Source organism: Pseudomonas sp. Z3-8, from assembly GCF_051131975.1.
Lineage (GTDB): Bacteria > Pseudomonadota > Gammaproteobacteria > Pseudomonadales > Pseudomonadaceae > Aquipseudomonas.
Genome location: NZ_CP071643.1, coordinates 189,939 through 204,659 on the forward strand (window position 1 = coordinate 189,939; position 14,721 = coordinate 204,659).

A 14,721-nucleotide genomic window follows, 5' to 3' on the forward strand; every position below is an offset into this window, starting at 1 on the left:
GGCGCTCATAAGTTGTATTGCTTGCGTTTGCGATACAACGTGGAGGCGTCGATACCCAGGGTCTTTGCCGCCTGGTCCAGCGTGTCGGCGGTAGCCAGCACTGCGCCGATGTGGGCTTTCTCCAACTCGTCGAGGCTCAGCGCCGCGCCGATCCGCGGGGCGTTGTTGACCGGTTGTTCGGCCATGCCCAAATGGCTGATCTCGACTTTTTCCTGTGGGCAGATGATGCTGGCGCGCTCGACCACGTTGCGCAGTTCGCGGATGTTGCCGGGCCAGCGATAGCCCAGCAGCGCTTCGCGGGCCTCATCGCTAAAACCCCGGGCCGGGCGTGCGTATTCCTTGACGAAGCGCGCCAGGAAGCGATCGGCAAGGGTCAGGATATCTTCGGCCCGCTCGCGCAATGGCGGCAGGTGCAGGGTAATCACGTTCAGGCGATACAGCAGGTCCTCGCGAAAACGCCCGTCGCGCACCATGTCCTCGAGGTTGAGGTTGGTCGCCGCGAGAATCCGCACATCGGCACGGCGGGTGACCGGGTCACCCACTCGCTCGTATTCCTTGTCCTGAATGAAGCGCAACAACTTGGGCTGCAGTGTGAGGGGAAAGTCGCCGATCTCGTCGAGAAACAGCGTGCCGCCATCGGCCTGGTTGACGCGCCCCAGGGTGCTTTCGCTGGCGCCGGTAAATGCGCCACGGCTGTGGCCGAACAGTTCGCTCTCCATCAGCTCGGTGGTCAGCGATGGGCAGTTGATGGTGACGCAGGATTTTTTCGCGCGTTTGCTCCAGCCATGAATGGCCCGCGCCAACTCGCCTTTACCAGTGCCGGACTCGCCAAGAATAAGGATGTTGGCGTCAGTGCTGGCGACCTGGCGGGCGGTTTCCAGCACCACTTTCATTGCCGGGCTGTGGGAGTCGAGTCCGTCCTTGGGCTTGCGCACCTCGCCTTCGAGGGCTTCGAGCCGGGCGGACAGCTGGCGCACTTCCAACTGCTTGGCCGTTGCCAGGCGCAGTTGGTCAGGGCTGCACGGCTTGACCAGATAATCAGCGGCGCCGGCCTGAATCGCGTCGACGGCGGTGTCCACCGCGGAATGCGCGGTAACGATGACGACGCGCATCCATGGCGCCTGGATGCGCATCTGCGCCAACACATCGAGGCCATTGTCCTCACCCAGGCGCAGATCCAGAAAACACAGGTCGAACACCTGGCGCTGCAGCAGGGCTTCGGCCTGGGCTGCGCTGTTGGCGGTAGCGACGGTATAGCCTTCGTCTTCCAGGCAATAACGGAAGGTACGCAGGATGGCGGACTCATCGTCTACCAGCAGAATGCGGCCTTGATGCTCAGTGGCGGATTCCATTTTTCCTACGCTCCTTAAAGAATGATGATGATTAGTGTCAGAAAAATCGGGCAAGTTGCATGGTCGATTCTGACTGAATATTACCCATCGAGCGTACGTCTGTGGACCATCGGTTCACAACAAACTGATTTTAAACCGGTTTTTCCCCGCCTCCGGGCTTCACACGTTTCGGCTCGCTCATTCCGACATCCATTTCCGACTTTCAATTCAAAAAAGAATCTTACGCCTCTTCTGTGGGTAGTCGTGCAGAACGCACGACACTTGGCTGGGCCATCGTGCAGGATGCGCCCCGGCTAGTTTTTATTCTGTTCATAACCAATTGATTTTAAAGGTTTTAATGTGCACTTTATTTCTGGCACGGCGGCTGCAATGTCCTAGTCAACGTGGCGTTTGAGCGCCTCAACCAGATCACCGCTAGGGTGGGGAGGAATTCCAGGATGAATCGTCAATGTGCCGCCCAATTTCGCATCAGCCCCCTGCATATCCAGCAGGGCCTGTGGGCTGTCGTCGCCCTGTTGATTACTCTCGTGGCCGGTCAGCAATTAATGCTCTGGCACGAAAGCCAACAGCCGGAAGCGCCGCTGGTATCGGTTCAACGAGCTCCCCAGACCCATTTCACTTCCGTCAGCAACCTCGCCGATGCAGCCGCTTCGATGCGCATGATGGAAGTTGACCAGGCGCAGACCGCCAACGATATGCCCCGTGAAGAACGCTGGGTCTTCTGACCCGCCGAACCGGCTGTCCGTTGTGTCGGAACCATTACCGCCAGACCCTAACTAAATAGAAAAGTGTAAGGAGAATCATCATGTTGAGCTGGGCAATTACCTTCCTGATCATTGCCATCATTGCTGCCGTACTGGGCTTCGGTGGTATCGCGGGCACCGCCACGGGCATCGCCAAGATTCTCTTTGTCGTGTTCCTGGTCATGTTCATCGCTTCGTTCTTCTTTGGCCGTCGCGGCCGAGGCTGACCATGAATCGGTCATTAAAAGGACTGGCCGCCGCCCTGCTTCTGGGCGGCAGCGCCATGGCAATGGCTGCCAATGATGGACAGATGCGGGTCAACCAAGTGCTTCAGGCGGATCCGCAGTATCGTGAGACCTGGCAGCAAGTGGTCAAAAAGGAGGAGCGTCTGCCGGAGTGGGTCATGAACTTGACCGGCGCTTCCGAGCAGATGAACGCGGTCGAGGAGGACGGCGATAAATACCTGGTCGGACCCTTGTGCGAAACCCAGGATACCTGCCGCAGCAAGCGCCTGTTCGTTGCCTTCAGCTTCGATAAGGACGAGGCGTACGCGTTGTTGGTAGAGGTCCCCGCCGGACTGCCGGCCGACAAGTCGCCAACCCGCCATGCGGACTATCGCTTTCTCGGCAACCCCGACGAAGGTATGCAGGAAATGTTGATGGAACAGCTCAAGAAAGATCCGAATTGGTACTGACTTGAAAACAAGGAAGACAGCCATGTCTTTCTTTCTGCGAGGTCCGAGGAGGACCGTCGCATGACCAGGGGGCTGGGACGTTCTGACCATTGACGGTCGGAGTGACCTACGGGCACAAGGGGTGCCTGCGAAAGGGCCGGGTCAGGTAAAAAGCTGCGACGCAAGTTCGCAAAGCCATCTTGGCTTTAGCGAACTTGCGAAGAGCTTGAACCGCTGAGCCTTGTGCCAGAGCGGTTGCTTCGTTGCCGCGAGAGTCCTCGCATGTGTTGCGGCGTATTGCCTCGCCAAATTCCTTTCTCCACTGATACCTGACCGTATATCGGAGAGCGCCCATGGCGTTTTCATGATCAACGCAGGCTCGATGCGCTGTCCTTTCATCGCCTTTCGCGCAAGCCAGGTTGAGCCCGGCTACGCTGAAATGGCCGGGCTACGGCAGTTATACCCGCATAAATGGCGTCTTCGAACCGGCTGGGACGTGCGTTTCACTCGCGTAATCTCATGCCGATTCGGCATAGGGTAGGCGTTTACGGCATTAGACGATCCCCCCTTGCATCGCAATAGTTGCGCCTTTTTTCGCCTGCCAGTGAGCCGCCGTGGCCGCTCGGCGCAACCTTATACGGGGGCAGAGGACACGAATTGCGATCGTCTACGCTGATCGGTTCATGTCACTGCCCGAGTCAAACTGAAGTAAGGGTAATGATATGAAGAAGGCACGACTAAGCCTCGCCTGGCAGATCCTCATCGGTCTGGTGCTCGGGATTGCAATCGGTGCGCTGCTCAACCACTTCAGTGCCGAGAAGGCCTGGTGGATCAGCAACGTGCTGCAACCGGCGGGCGATATCTTTATCCGTCTGATCAAGATGATCGTGATACCGATCGTTATCTCTTCGCTGATCGTCGGTATTGCTGGCGTGGGTGACGCCAAGAAACTGGGGCGCATCGGCTTCAAGACGATTGTCTACTTCGAAATCGTCACTACCATTGCCATCGTCGTTGGCCTGTTGCTGGCCAACTTCTTCCAGCCGGGCAGCGGCATCGACATGAGCACCCTGGGCACGGTGGATATTTCCAAGTACAAGGCCACCGCCGCCGAAGTCCAGCATGAACATGCGTTCATCGAGACCATCCTCAACCTGATTCCGTCGAACATCTTCGCGGCGGTTGCCCGCGGCGAGATGCTGCCGATCATTTTCTTCTCCGTCCTGTTCGGCCTCGGTTTGTCGAGCTTGCAAGCGGATCTGCGGGACCCGCTGGTGAAGATGTTCCAGGGCGTGTCGGAGAGCATGTTCAAGGTCACTCACATGATCATGAATTACGCCCCGATCGGCGTGTTCGCGCTGATCGCGGTGACGGTCGCCAACTTCGGTTTCGCCTCCCTGCTGCCATTGGCGAAACTGGTGATCCTGGTTTACGTCGCCATCGCCTTCTTCGCTTTTGTGGTGCTGGGCCTGATTGCGCGCTTGTTCGGTTTTTCGGTGATCAAGCTGATGCGCATCTTCAAGGATGAGCTGGTGCTGGCTTATTCCACCGCCAGTTCCGAAACCGTGCTGCCGCGCGTTATCGAGAAGATGGAAGCGTACGGCGCGCCGAAAGCCATCTGCAGCTTCGTGGTTCCTACCGGTTACTCGTTCAACCTCGATGGCTCGACGTTGTACCAGAGCATCGCGGCGATTTTCATCGCGCAGTTGTATGGCATCGACCTGTCGATCAGCCAGCAGTTGCTGCTGGTGCTGACCCTGATGGTCACCTCCAAAGGCATCGCCGGCGTGCCGGGCGTTTCCTTCGTGGTCCTATTGGCGACACTGGGCAGCGTGGGTATTCCGCTGGAAGGCCTGGCGTTCATTGCCGGTGTCGACCGCATCATGGACATGGCCCGTACCGCGCTGAACGTTATCGGCAACGCCTTGGCCGTGCTGGTCATTTCCCGCTGGGAAGGCATGTACGACGATGCCAAGGGCCAGCGCTACTGGAACTCCCTGCCGCACTGGCGCAGCAAGGAGCCGCTGCCGTCGGGGGAAACTTCCAGCCGTTGATTACTGAAAATCAAATGTGGAAGTTTGGGCCAGCAGTAACGCTGCCTGAACAACCACGGTCATTGTGGGAGCGAGCTTGCTCGCGATAGCGTCAGTTCAGTCAAAATTAAGTTGCTTGACACACCGCCATCGCGAGCAAGCTCGCTCCCACAGGACCTCCTGTGCAGTGCCAACCAGACCCCGGAGAAATCCGGGGTTTGTCGTTTCTGCCGGCCCCGCTATCATTCGCCGCATCTTCCGGGGGACTTACCGATGCTCAATGGCCTGTGGCTTGGCTTCTTTATCGTGGCAGCCGTGTCGGCGCTGGTGCAGTGGCTGGTCGGCGGCAACGCCGGTATTTTCGCAGCCATGGTGGAAAGCATTTTCGCCATGGCCAAGCTGTCGGTGGAGGTGATGGTCCTGCTGTTCGGCACTTTGACGCTGTGGCTGGGCTTCCTGCGCATCGCGGAAAAAGCCGGCATAGTCGATTGGCTGGCCAAGGCCCTCGGCCCGCTGTTCCTGCGCTTGATGCCGGAAGTCCCGGCCGGGCATCCGGCCATCGGCCTGATCACCCTCAACTTCGCGGCCAACGGCCTGGGACTGGACAACGCGGCCACCCCGATCGGCTTGAAGGCCATGCGCGCCCTGCAAGACCTCAACCCGAGCCCGACCATCGCCAGCAACGCGCAGATCCTGTTCCTGGTGCTCAACGCATCGTCACTGACACTGCTGCCGGTAACGATTTTCATGTACCGCGCCCAGCAAGGCGCGCCGGACCCGACTCTGGTGTTCCTGCCGATCCTGCTCGCCACCAGCGCCTCGACCCTGGTGGGGCTGTTGTCCGTGGCGTTCATGCAACGGCTGCGCTTGTGGGATCCGGTGGTACTGGCCTATCTGATCCCGGGCGCGCTGGTGCTGGGTGGTTTCATGGCGTTGCTGGCGACGCTCTCGGCCACGGCGCTGGCGGGGCTCTCATCGATTCTCGGCAACTTGACGCTGTTTAGCCTGATCATCCTGTTTCTGGTGGTGGGTGCGCTGCGCAAGGTCAAAGTGTATGAGGCCTTTGTCGAAGGCGCCAAAGAGGGATTCGACGTCGCCAAGACGCTGCTGCCGTATCTGGTGGCGATGCTCTGCGCTGTCGGTGTGCTGCGGGCTTCGGGGGCGCTGGATTTCGGCCTGGACGGTATCCGCCATCTGGTGCAGTGGGCCGGCCTGGACACGCGTTTCGTCGACGCCTTGCCCACCGCCATGGTCAAGCCGTTCTCCGGCAGCGCCGCCCGGGCGATGCTGATTGAAACCATGAAGACCTCCGGGGTGGACAGCTTCCCGGCCCTCGTGGCGGCGACCATCCAGGGCAGCACCGAAACCACGTTCTACGTGCTGGCGGTGTATTTCGGCGCCGTGGGCATCCAGCGAGCCCGCCACGCGGTGGGTTGCGCCCTGCTGGCCGAGCTGGCCGGGGTGATAGCGGCCATCGGAGTCTGCTACTGGTTCTTTGGCTGATCTGTAGGAGCGAGCCTGCTCGCGATAAGGTCCGCAGGACCTTCAGTCCTTCACCTCGAACCTCAACACACCAATCATCTGGCCATTTTCGGTGAGTATCCGCACTTGCCATTTTCCCGTCGGGTTGTCCGGGAAGTTCTGCTTGTGGGTCCAGGCGCGATAGCCTTCCTTGCGTCCGCCATGGATGTCCAGAGCGATGCGGTCCACCTCTTTGCCGTTGAACTGCCAGACGTGGTAGATCCGCTCATCGAGCCCGCGCGGTGCGTTGATGGCGGTGTAGGCGTACAGGCCGTTACCACGGATCTGGGCCGCGCTGACTTCCTTGAGGCTGGCGCCAGGCGTGCGGTCTTCCAGCTGGGTACTGATTGCCACTTCGGTCATCCAGAGCGTGGCCGGTGGAACCCAGGAGCGCAGCACCCAGCCGGCGGCGCCGATGCCCAGGGTGATGCACAGAATCGCCAGCGCGTTGCGCACGGTGCGGATCGGGAAGATCGAGGCCAGGCTCGGGAACGACAGCAGCATGGCGATGCCCAGTGCCAGCTTGAAACTCTGGTCAGTGGTCAGGTGCAGGATCACCGGCAGCGCAGTGAGCAGCGCGGCGAACAGCGTCAGCGTGTGCAACGCCAGGAACGCCCACCGCCGGGGCGCCAGCCATTTGTAGTACAGCGGGTCGATGATCGAGACCAGCGCCGACGCCGCCAGCAGGCCGGTAAAGAGCAGCTGGCTGCTGTTCCAGGTTGTCGTGATGAAAAAAAACGGCAAGACGAAGAACAGGCTTTCCTGGTGGATCATCTGCGTGGCGTAACGCAGCAGCGGCTGGGGTATCTCCCGTTTGAAGATCCGCGTGAACAGCCGCGTCAGGCTGTTCTCCAGCATCAGCCAGAGCCAGCTCACCAGCATCATGATGGCGATCCAGGTCGCCAGGCCTTGCTGGCGATCCACCAGCATGAAACTGCCGACCCCGGAAATGAAACCGCCGAGGGCGATGACCCCCGGATAGCGCTTCATCAGTTCGAGGATGCGCTGGATTAAATGAGTCAGGTTCGGCATCGGCGGTTTCACAGTAAGTCTTGGAAATATCTCTGACAGAGTATCGCCAGGACGGTGACATGGCGAGGATCGCGACGCAGTTGCCCCATCGCGAGCAAGCTCGCTCCCACAGGTTGTATCAGTCTGGCTGCGGTCGCGCCCTGCGACGCCATCGCCAGCCAATACCCACCAGCAGCAACACCACCAACCCAGCCAACACCCAAACGAGTTCGTCATCACCCAGCAACGGCTTCTCGATCCGCAGGTAACCCGGGTCCTTGAGAAGTTCGCGCAGGGCCTGGTTGGCCTGCTCCAGGCTGACGGCCTGCAAGCGGGCGGCCGGGTTGGCGAAGCGGCCATCCTCATAATCGCCCAGGGCGCCCCAGTAATAATCGGCCAGCGCGCTGTTGCCTTGCACCGCCCAGGACTGATGGGCGATAGCGGCGCGTTTGATCCGCACGAAGCTCTCGGGGTCCAGGCCGTCCTTGAGCAGCGTACCGCGCAACTGCTCCAGCACCTGCTCGGCTTTCGGCAGGTCTTCACGCGCCAGGTCGGCGTTCAGGCTGAGAAAACCGACACCGCCAAAGACTTCCCGCTCCACCCAGGGGCCGTAGGACAGACCGTTGGCCAGGCGCAACTGGCGATAAAGCGCCCAGTCCAGATAGTCCTTGAGCAGGTCGAAGGTTTCGTCGTGCTGCTGTTCCAGCACCGGCTCCGGGAACAGCCAATGAAGCTTGGCACCGTCGCCGGCCAGGCCGCGAATGAGGTTGCGTTTGGTGACCGCGCTGTAGCGGATCTGCGGCAGCGGCTCGTGGACGCTGGGCTCGACCGGTTCGAGCTCGCCGAAACTGCGTTCCAGGTAGGCCGGCAATAACCGGTCGAGATCGCCGACGACGATCAGCGTCATGTTGTTGGAGGCATACCAGGCCTTGCGCACCTGCTCGACCCGGGCCAGGGTAAGGTGACCGACCTCGGCCCGTTCCGCGCACCGCAAGCCCAGTTCCACGGCCAATTGGTTGCTGGCTTTATGGCCCAGGTCCTGTCGGTCGAGCCAGCGTTGCAGATGGGTGTAGTGGCCGCCGTCCTCGCGCTCGACCACCCGTTTGGCCGCCTCCAGGGCTTTTTCGTCGATGCGGGTGCGGGTCAGCAATGCCAGCAACAGGTCCAGGACCTTGCGCTGATTGCGCGCCGGTGCCTCGATGACAAACGTCGTATCGGCATTGCTGGTAAAGGCGTTCCACTCGCCGCCCAACGCCTGCATGCGTTCTTCCAGGCCACCTTCGCCGCTGTCGTCGACCCCACTGAACAGAAGATGTTCGAGCAGATGCGGCAGCTCCTTGTCGGCGCAGCTGAAATCGTCGAGCCCCACGCCGACCACCAGCCGAATCGCCACGTGCCCGCGTTCGGTGCCGGGTTTGAGCAACAATTGCAGGCCGTTGGGCAACGTATAGCCTTCGACCTGAAAGCGATCCTGGGCAATGGCGGGGAGTGAGCCGAACAAAAGCAAGGCGAGCAGCAGACAACGCATAACGGGCTTCCTGGCGGCTGAGTGAAGATCCATGGTGCCGGGTCAGCCTTCATCGCGAGCAGGCTCGCTCACACTTCGCGGAGTTGTCTGGCTGGCGATGGGCTTGGGCCCCGGTCCCTTTTAATGACTGACCAGGACGCCAGTCGTTCACGGCGAATGGGTGATGTCGGAAATTTCATCGACGGCCAGGGCGCCGATCTCCGAGGTTTCCAGCACCACATAGGCGCTGCCGCAGAACAGCGAATTCAGGCGCCGCATGTCAGCGATCAGCTCAAGGTGCAGGGAACTGGTCTCCAGGCTCTGCACGACCTTGCGTTGCAGACGGCTGACATGGGCATGGGCCATCCGCCGTTCCTGCGCGCGAAAGCGACGTTTCTCACGCAGCAACTGCCGTGCGCTTTCCCGATCGGCACTCAGGAACACCGTCAACCCCAGCCGCAGGTTGGCCAGCAGATGACTGTGCAGCCCCGCCAGTTCTTCCAGGCCCACATCGGAAAACGACCGGCGTTGCGAGGTCTTCTGCTGCTGGACCTTGCGCAGCATGCGTTCGATGAGGTCGCTGGCCAGCTTGAGATTGATCGCCAGCTCGATGATTTCCGCCCAGCGGCGGCTGTCCTGTTCGCTGAGGTCTTCGCGGGGCATTTGCGCCATATACAGCTTGATGGCGCTGCACAGTGCTTCGACATCGTCGCTCATGGCGCGCACTTGCTGAGTGATCGCTGTCTGCTCGCCGCGCAGTACGCCGAGCATGGCTTCGAGCATGTTTTCGATCAGGTCGCCGATGCGCAAGGTTTCCCGGGCCGCGTTCGCCAGGGCCAGGCTCGGGGTCGCGAGGGCGGTGGGGTCGAGGTGCCGGGGCTTGGCCGTGCCGTTGGTGTCCGGGCGCTCCGGCAGCAGCCAGGCGCAGAGCCGGCCCATCGGCCCGACGCTGGGCAGCAATACCAGGCAACGCACGGTGTTATAGAGCAGATGAAAACCGATGACGGTTTCCTGGTGGCTGAAATCCAGGCTGTCCAGCCAGCCCACCAGCGGATCGAGTACCGGAATGATCAGCAACAGGCCAATCAGCTTGTACAGCAGGCTGCCGAGTGCCACCTGGCGTCCGGCGGCGTTCTGCATGCTGGTGCTGAGAAACGCCAGGATGCCGCTGCCGATGTTGGCGCCGATCACCAGGCCGATAGCCACTGGCAAGCTGATCACCGCCGCGCCGGCCAGTGTCGCGGTCAGCAGCACGGCGGCGAGGCTTGAATAGGAAATCATGGCGAACAGCGCGCCGACCAGCGCATCGAGCAGGATATCGCCGGTCAGTGAGGCGAAAATCACCTTCACGCCCTGGGCCTGGGTGATGGGCGCAGCGGCTTCGACGATCAGTTGCAGGGCCAGGATGATCAGGCCCAGGCCGATGGCGACCCGGCCCATCTGCCCGACGCGCGTCTGTTTGCGCGACAGGAAAAAAATCACCCCGAGAAATATCAGCAACGGTGACAGCCACGACAGGTCGAGGGTCAGCACCCGTGCCATCAGCGCGGTGCCGACGTCGGCACCAAGCATGGTCGCCAGGGCGGGCGTCAGCGACATCAGGCCCTGGCCGACAAAAGAGGTGACGAGCATGGCCGTGGCGTTGCTGCTCTGGACCATGGCGGTGACCATGATCCCGGCGATGAAAGCCAACCAGCGCCGGGACATGTTCTGGCTGATGACGTGACGCAGATTCGAGCCATAGACCCGCAGAATGCCGGTACGGACGATGTGCGTGCCCCAGATCAGCAAGGCCACGGCGGAGAGCAGATTCAGCAGGGTCAGCATGAGGAGCCCCCTGTTAGCGTCCCAAAGGAACAAATTGACGATGCCACATCGTTCTACTGGTACTTAAGCTGTAGTTGGCGAATGGTTCGGACGCCAGCATTGCATAGCTGAAGAGGGCTTTGAAACAAAACTGTCATAAAAATACTTCCTCGAAAACACCCACACCCCCTGTGGGAGCGAGCTTGCTCGCGATGAGGCCATAACATCCGACATCTTCTTCGACTGTCAGGCCGCTATCGCGAGCAAGCTCGCTCCCACAGGTATTGCATCTGGCCGCTTCCTGCAGACATGAAAAAAGGGGCTCCAAGAGCCCCTTCGTTCATTGCCCTGCATCTTTACTGACCCGGAACATCCTTGCGCAGTTTCACCGGATCCTGCTGCTTGCGCTTGCGTGCCATCGCGGTACGCATCTTGATATTGATCGCTTCCACCGCCAGCGAGAACGCCATGGCGAAGTAGACATAGCCTTTAGGCACATGCACATCGAACGATTCGGCGATCAGTACGGTACCGACCACCAGCAGGAACGACAGCGCCAGCATCTTCAGCGACGGGTGCTTGTCGATGAACGTGCTGATGGTGCCCGAAGCCAGCATCATCACCAGTACGGCGACGATGATCGCGGCAACCATGACCGGTACATGGGAGACCATGCCGACCGCGGTGATGACCGAGTCCAGGGAGAACACGATGTCGATGATCGCGATCTGGATGATGGTGTAGATGAAGTTGCCGCCCTTGACCGAAGGCTCGTCGCTGTTTTCCTCTTCGCCTTCCAGCGCGTGGTACATCTCCTGGGAGCTTTTCCACAACAGGAACAGGCCACCGAAGAACAGGATCAGGTCGCGGCCGGAGATGCCCTGGCCGAACACTTCGAACAGATCGGCGGTCAGGCGCATCACCCAGGTGATGGACAACAACAACAGGATCCGCGTGATCATCGCCAGCGCCAGGCCGAAGATCCGGGTGCGTGCCTGCATGTGTTTGGGCATGCGGCTGACCAGGATCGAGATCATGATGATGTTATCGATACCCAGGACGATTTCGAGGGCGGTCAGGGTAAAGAAGGCAACCCATATTTCCGGGTTGGTCAGCCATTCCATGTGAGTTCCTTTGAGCGAGTGTTAGGCCGCGCCGCGCCTTCGGTTAACCGACAGGGGCGACGCGGCGGGCGTTGCTTTTATAGAGTGCTGAACAGCGGAAAAATCCCCATCAGCAAGGCGGCGAACATTATGCACAGGCAAACCAGTACTGCCCACTTCAAGGTGAAGCGTTGGTGATCGCCGAATTCGATCCCGGCCAGGGCCACCAGCAGATAAGTCGACGGAACCAGCGGGCTCAGCAGGTGAACGGGCTGGCCGACGATCGAGGCACGGGCCATTTCGACGCCAGTAATGCCGTAATGGCTGGCTGCTTCGGCCAAAACTGGTAACACCCCGTAATAAAATGCATCGTTCGACATGAAGAAAGTGAACGGCATGCTCACCAGCGCAGTGATGACCGCGAGGTAAGGACCGAGGAAGTCCGGGATCACTGCCAGCAGGCTCTTGGACATGGCATCGACCATGCCGGTGCCCGACAGGATGCCAGTGAAGATACCCGCCGCGAAGATCAGCCCGACCACCGCCAACACGCTGCCGGCGTGAGCCGCGACGCGGTCTTTCTGTTGTTGCAGGCATGGATAGTTGACGATCATCGCGATACTGAACGCCACCATGAACAGCACCGGCAGCGGCAACAGGCCGGCAATCAGCGTGCACATCAGGGCCAGGGTCAGCGCGCCGTTGAACCAGATCAGCTTCGGACGGCGGGCGTCCGGAAATTGCGAGACGCTGATTTCGCTGTGGTCCATGTCGTCACCGGCCAGGTGCAGCTCACCCAGGCGCGCACGCTCGCGTTTGCCGTACATGTAGGCAATCGCCAGGATCGCCACGACGCCGGCCAGCATCGCCGGGATCATCGGGACGAAGATGTCGGACGGATCCACATGCAGCGCACTGGCCGCCCGAGCGGTTGGCCCGCCCCAAGGGGTCATGTTCATCACGCCGCCGGCGAGGATAATCAGGCCCGCCATGATCTGCGGGCTCATGCCGATACGGCTGTAGAGCGGCAGCATGGCGGCTACGCAGATCATATAAGTGGTCGCGCCGTCACCATCGAGGGAAACGACGAGCGCCAGAACGGCGGTGCCGACCGAAACTTTCAGGGGGTCGCCCTTGACCATCTTGAGGATCTTGCGCACGGCCGGGTCGAACAGGCCGGAGTCGATCATCAGGGCGAAATAAAGAATCGCAAACATCAGCATCACCCCGGTCGGGGCAAGCTTGGTGATGCCTTCGAGCATCATCGGGCCGATCTTCGGCGCAAAGCCACCGAACAGCGCGAACAGGATCGGAATAATGATCAGCGCGATCAGCGCGGACAGGCGCTTGGTCATGATCAGGAACATGAACGTGATGACCATGGCGAAGCCAAGGAAAGTCAGCATGGGAAATACTCCAGGCGTGGCGCGGCGGGCAAAGGCGAACCGGAACGGTCAGCGCAGGGTGCAGGGCTCGGGACGGACGGATGGAGGGGATGCAACGGGACGGGTAGCAGCGGACATCAGAATCACCATTGTTGTTGTTAAAAAGGCCGCACGAGCATTCGAAAGCTCGTTTCTGGCCACCGGTCTTTTGCCGGTAGGTGAGGCGATCCTAATCGCGCAAGCTTTCAGCAGCCTTTCGCTGTAGCAATGGATGATGACCAGCCTGCTTTCGCTGCAGTAATTGCTGATGACCGATCTGCTTTCGTGGCGAGGGAGCTTGCTCCCGCTCGGTCGCGCAGCGGCCGAAAGATCCTGGGGGCCGCTGCGCCCGAAGCGTCGGACCGGCCCAGCGGGAGCAAGCTCCCTCGCCACAAAAGGCAATCAGGTCCTTGATTCGAACGCCGAAAGATTCAACGGCCGTACCGCGCCCATCCAGATCGCATGATCGGTGTGATCGGCCAGATCATCACCAGTGTCCGGGTGCAGGAATATCACCAGCCCGTTGCGATTGAGCGCCAGCCACGGCAGGACCACGCCGATGTACTGCGGATCGAATGCCAGCTGGCAGCTCCAGTCCGGGTGCGGGCCGACCGGCCGTTGGTGAACCCGGCCCATCTTCAGCGGGAACAGCTGCGCCGCTTGCTCACACAAGGCCCGCGCCTGATCGATGGTGCCGGCGCCGAAATAAACATGGGCGTGATAGCCCTTGATCCGTTGCATCTGTCACTCCTCGAAAGACCAGCCGAACCCTCGCGGTTAACCACGGGTCAGAGCCTTTACACGCGGGAAAAAAGGAACCAGCCATGAGAAACGCCGAAACCCCGGTCATCAAAGTGGTGCTCTATGGTGCCATGAGCAGCCTCGGAAGTGCGTTGATGGCTGAGTTGTTGCGACGCCAGCACGAAGTCATCGCCATCCTCGATGATCTTACGGCCTTGGCGCCACGCCCGGGCCTGCGGACCAAGACCGGCGACCTCTTCGACCCCGAACGGGTCAAGCAGAGCGTTGCCGGCGCCACTGCCGTGGTGTGCCTGTTGAACGCGCCGGGGCTGCCAATGAACAGCGAGCAAGTGGAGCGCACACTCATTCCCGGCCCGGTGGAGCAGGTCCTGGCCGTGGATGCGCTGATTGCAGGCATGCAGGCGGTCAATATTCCCCGGCTGTTCCTGGTGGGCGATTTCGCTGCCCTCGATGAGCAGGAAGCCGAAGATGACTTGCAACGCCATGCCGCCGAGGAAATCCTCGACGCCCTGAAAAACAGCGTCTTGCAGTGGACCCTGGTCAACGCGCCCTACGCCGCGCCGGGCTTGAGCATCGAGCATTTCAGCCAGGTCAGCACCAGCCTGGAGTCCGGAATGGCCGAGTCCCTGGAGCGCCTCAATCGGGTGGCGGTGGGCATTGTCGATGAACTGCGCTCGAACCTGCATGTGGGCGAGCATGTGAGTTTCGTGGCGGCTGACTGATCGCCCGTCGCGGTCGGCGACTGTGGCTTGAGGCTGGCCTCGACACATTCTGTTCGTATTTGCG

13 protein-coding genes are annotated in these 14,721 nt (G+C 60.7%); 6 read left to right on the forward strand and 7 right to left on the reverse strand.

What is annotated here, in order from left to right; translation table 11 throughout:
* Positions 1-5: 5 nt before the first annotated feature.
* Complete coding sequence (gene algB, locus J3P94_RS00870; RefSeq protein ID WP_434570760.1) at positions 6-1,352, reverse strand: sigma-54-dependent response regulator transcription factor AlgB; 1,347 nt, start codon at positions 1,350-1,352, stop codon at positions 6-8.
* Between the two features lie 437 nt (positions 1,353-1,789).
* On the opposite strand from algB, the gene J3P94_RS00875 reads away from it, so the two are divergent.
* The 5 genes from J3P94_RS00875 to J3P94_RS00895 all read left to right on the forward strand — a co-directional run bounded on the left by J3P94_RS00875 (position 1,790) and on the right by J3P94_RS00895 (position 6,304).
* Complete coding sequence (locus tag J3P94_RS00875) at positions 1,790-2,077, forward strand: hypothetical protein (protein WP_434570762.1); 288 nt, start codon at positions 1,790-1,792, stop codon at positions 2,075-2,077.
* Between the two features lie 80 nt (positions 2,078-2,157).
* Positions 2,158-2,322 (forward strand): DUF1328 domain-containing protein, encoded by a 165-nt coding sequence (locus tag J3P94_RS00880; protein ID WP_003177151.1) that lies wholly within the window; start codon positions 2,158-2,160, stop codon positions 2,320-2,322.
* 2 nt (positions 2,323-2,324) lie between these two features.
* A complete protein-coding gene (locus tag J3P94_RS00885; protein ID WP_434570764.1) occupies positions 2,325-2,789 on the forward strand; it encodes an inhibitor of vertebrate lysozyme family protein in 465 nt (154 codons plus the stop codon).
* Positions 2,790-3,490: 701 nt separating this feature from the next.
* Positions 3,491-4,822, forward strand: a complete 1,332-nt coding sequence (gene gltP / locus J3P94_RS00890; protein ID WP_434570765.1) for a glutamate/aspartate:proton symporter GltP — start codon at positions 3,491-3,493, stop codon at positions 4,820-4,822.
* 252 nt (positions 4,823-5,074) lie between these two features.
* Positions 5,075-6,304, forward strand: a complete 1,230-nt coding sequence (locus tag J3P94_RS00895) for a nucleoside recognition domain-containing protein (protein ID WP_305497786.1) — start codon at positions 5,075-5,077, stop codon at positions 6,302-6,304.
* Between the two features lie 42 nt (positions 6,305-6,346).
* On the opposite strand, the gene J3P94_RS00900 is transcribed toward J3P94_RS00895, so the two are convergent.
* The 6 genes from J3P94_RS00900 to J3P94_RS00925 all read right to left on the reverse strand — a co-directional run bounded on the left by J3P94_RS00900 (position 6,347) and on the right by J3P94_RS00925 (position 13,914).
* Positions 6,347-7,354, reverse strand: coding sequence for a DUF5924 family protein (locus tag J3P94_RS00900; RefSeq protein WP_305497787.1), 1,008 nt, complete (start codon positions 7,352-7,354; stop codon positions 6,347-6,349).
* A gap of 118 nt (positions 7,355-7,472) precedes the next feature.
* Entirely contained in the window at positions 7,473-8,861 is a 1,389-nt protein-coding gene (locus J3P94_RS00905) for a M16 family metallopeptidase (protein ID WP_434570768.1), read from the reverse strand.
* Positions 8,862-9,008: 147 nt separating this feature from the next.
* Positions 9,009-10,667 (reverse strand): Na/Pi cotransporter family protein, encoded by a 1,659-nt coding sequence (locus J3P94_RS00910; RefSeq protein ID WP_434570770.1) that lies wholly within the window; start codon positions 10,665-10,667, stop codon positions 9,009-9,011.
* A 335-nt stretch (positions 10,668-11,002) separates the two neighbouring features.
* A complete protein-coding gene (locus tag J3P94_RS00915) occupies positions 11,003-11,770 on the reverse strand; it encodes a TerC family protein (protein ID WP_305497790.1) in 768 nt (255 codons plus the stop codon).
* Positions 11,771-11,847: 77 nt separating this feature from the next.
* On the reverse strand, positions 11,848-13,155 hold the full coding sequence (locus tag J3P94_RS00920) for a CitMHS family transporter (RefSeq protein ID WP_305497791.1): 1,308 nt from the start codon (positions 13,153-13,155) through the stop codon (positions 11,848-11,850).
* 420 nt (positions 13,156-13,575) lie between these two features.
* Positions 13,576-13,914 (reverse strand): DOPA 4,5-dioxygenase family protein, encoded by a 339-nt coding sequence (locus tag J3P94_RS00925; protein WP_434570772.1) that lies wholly within the window; start codon positions 13,912-13,914, stop codon positions 13,576-13,578.
* Between the two features lie 83 nt (positions 13,915-13,997).
* Between J3P94_RS00925 and J3P94_RS00930 the strand changes: the two genes are divergently transcribed.
* Positions 13,998-14,657 carry an NAD(P)-dependent oxidoreductase gene (locus tag J3P94_RS00930; RefSeq protein ID WP_434570774.1) on the forward strand — a complete coding sequence of 220 codons (660 nt, stop codon included), beginning with the start codon at positions 13,998-14,000 and terminating at the stop codon, positions 14,655-14,657.
* Positions 14,658-14,721 lie beyond the last annotated feature (64 nt).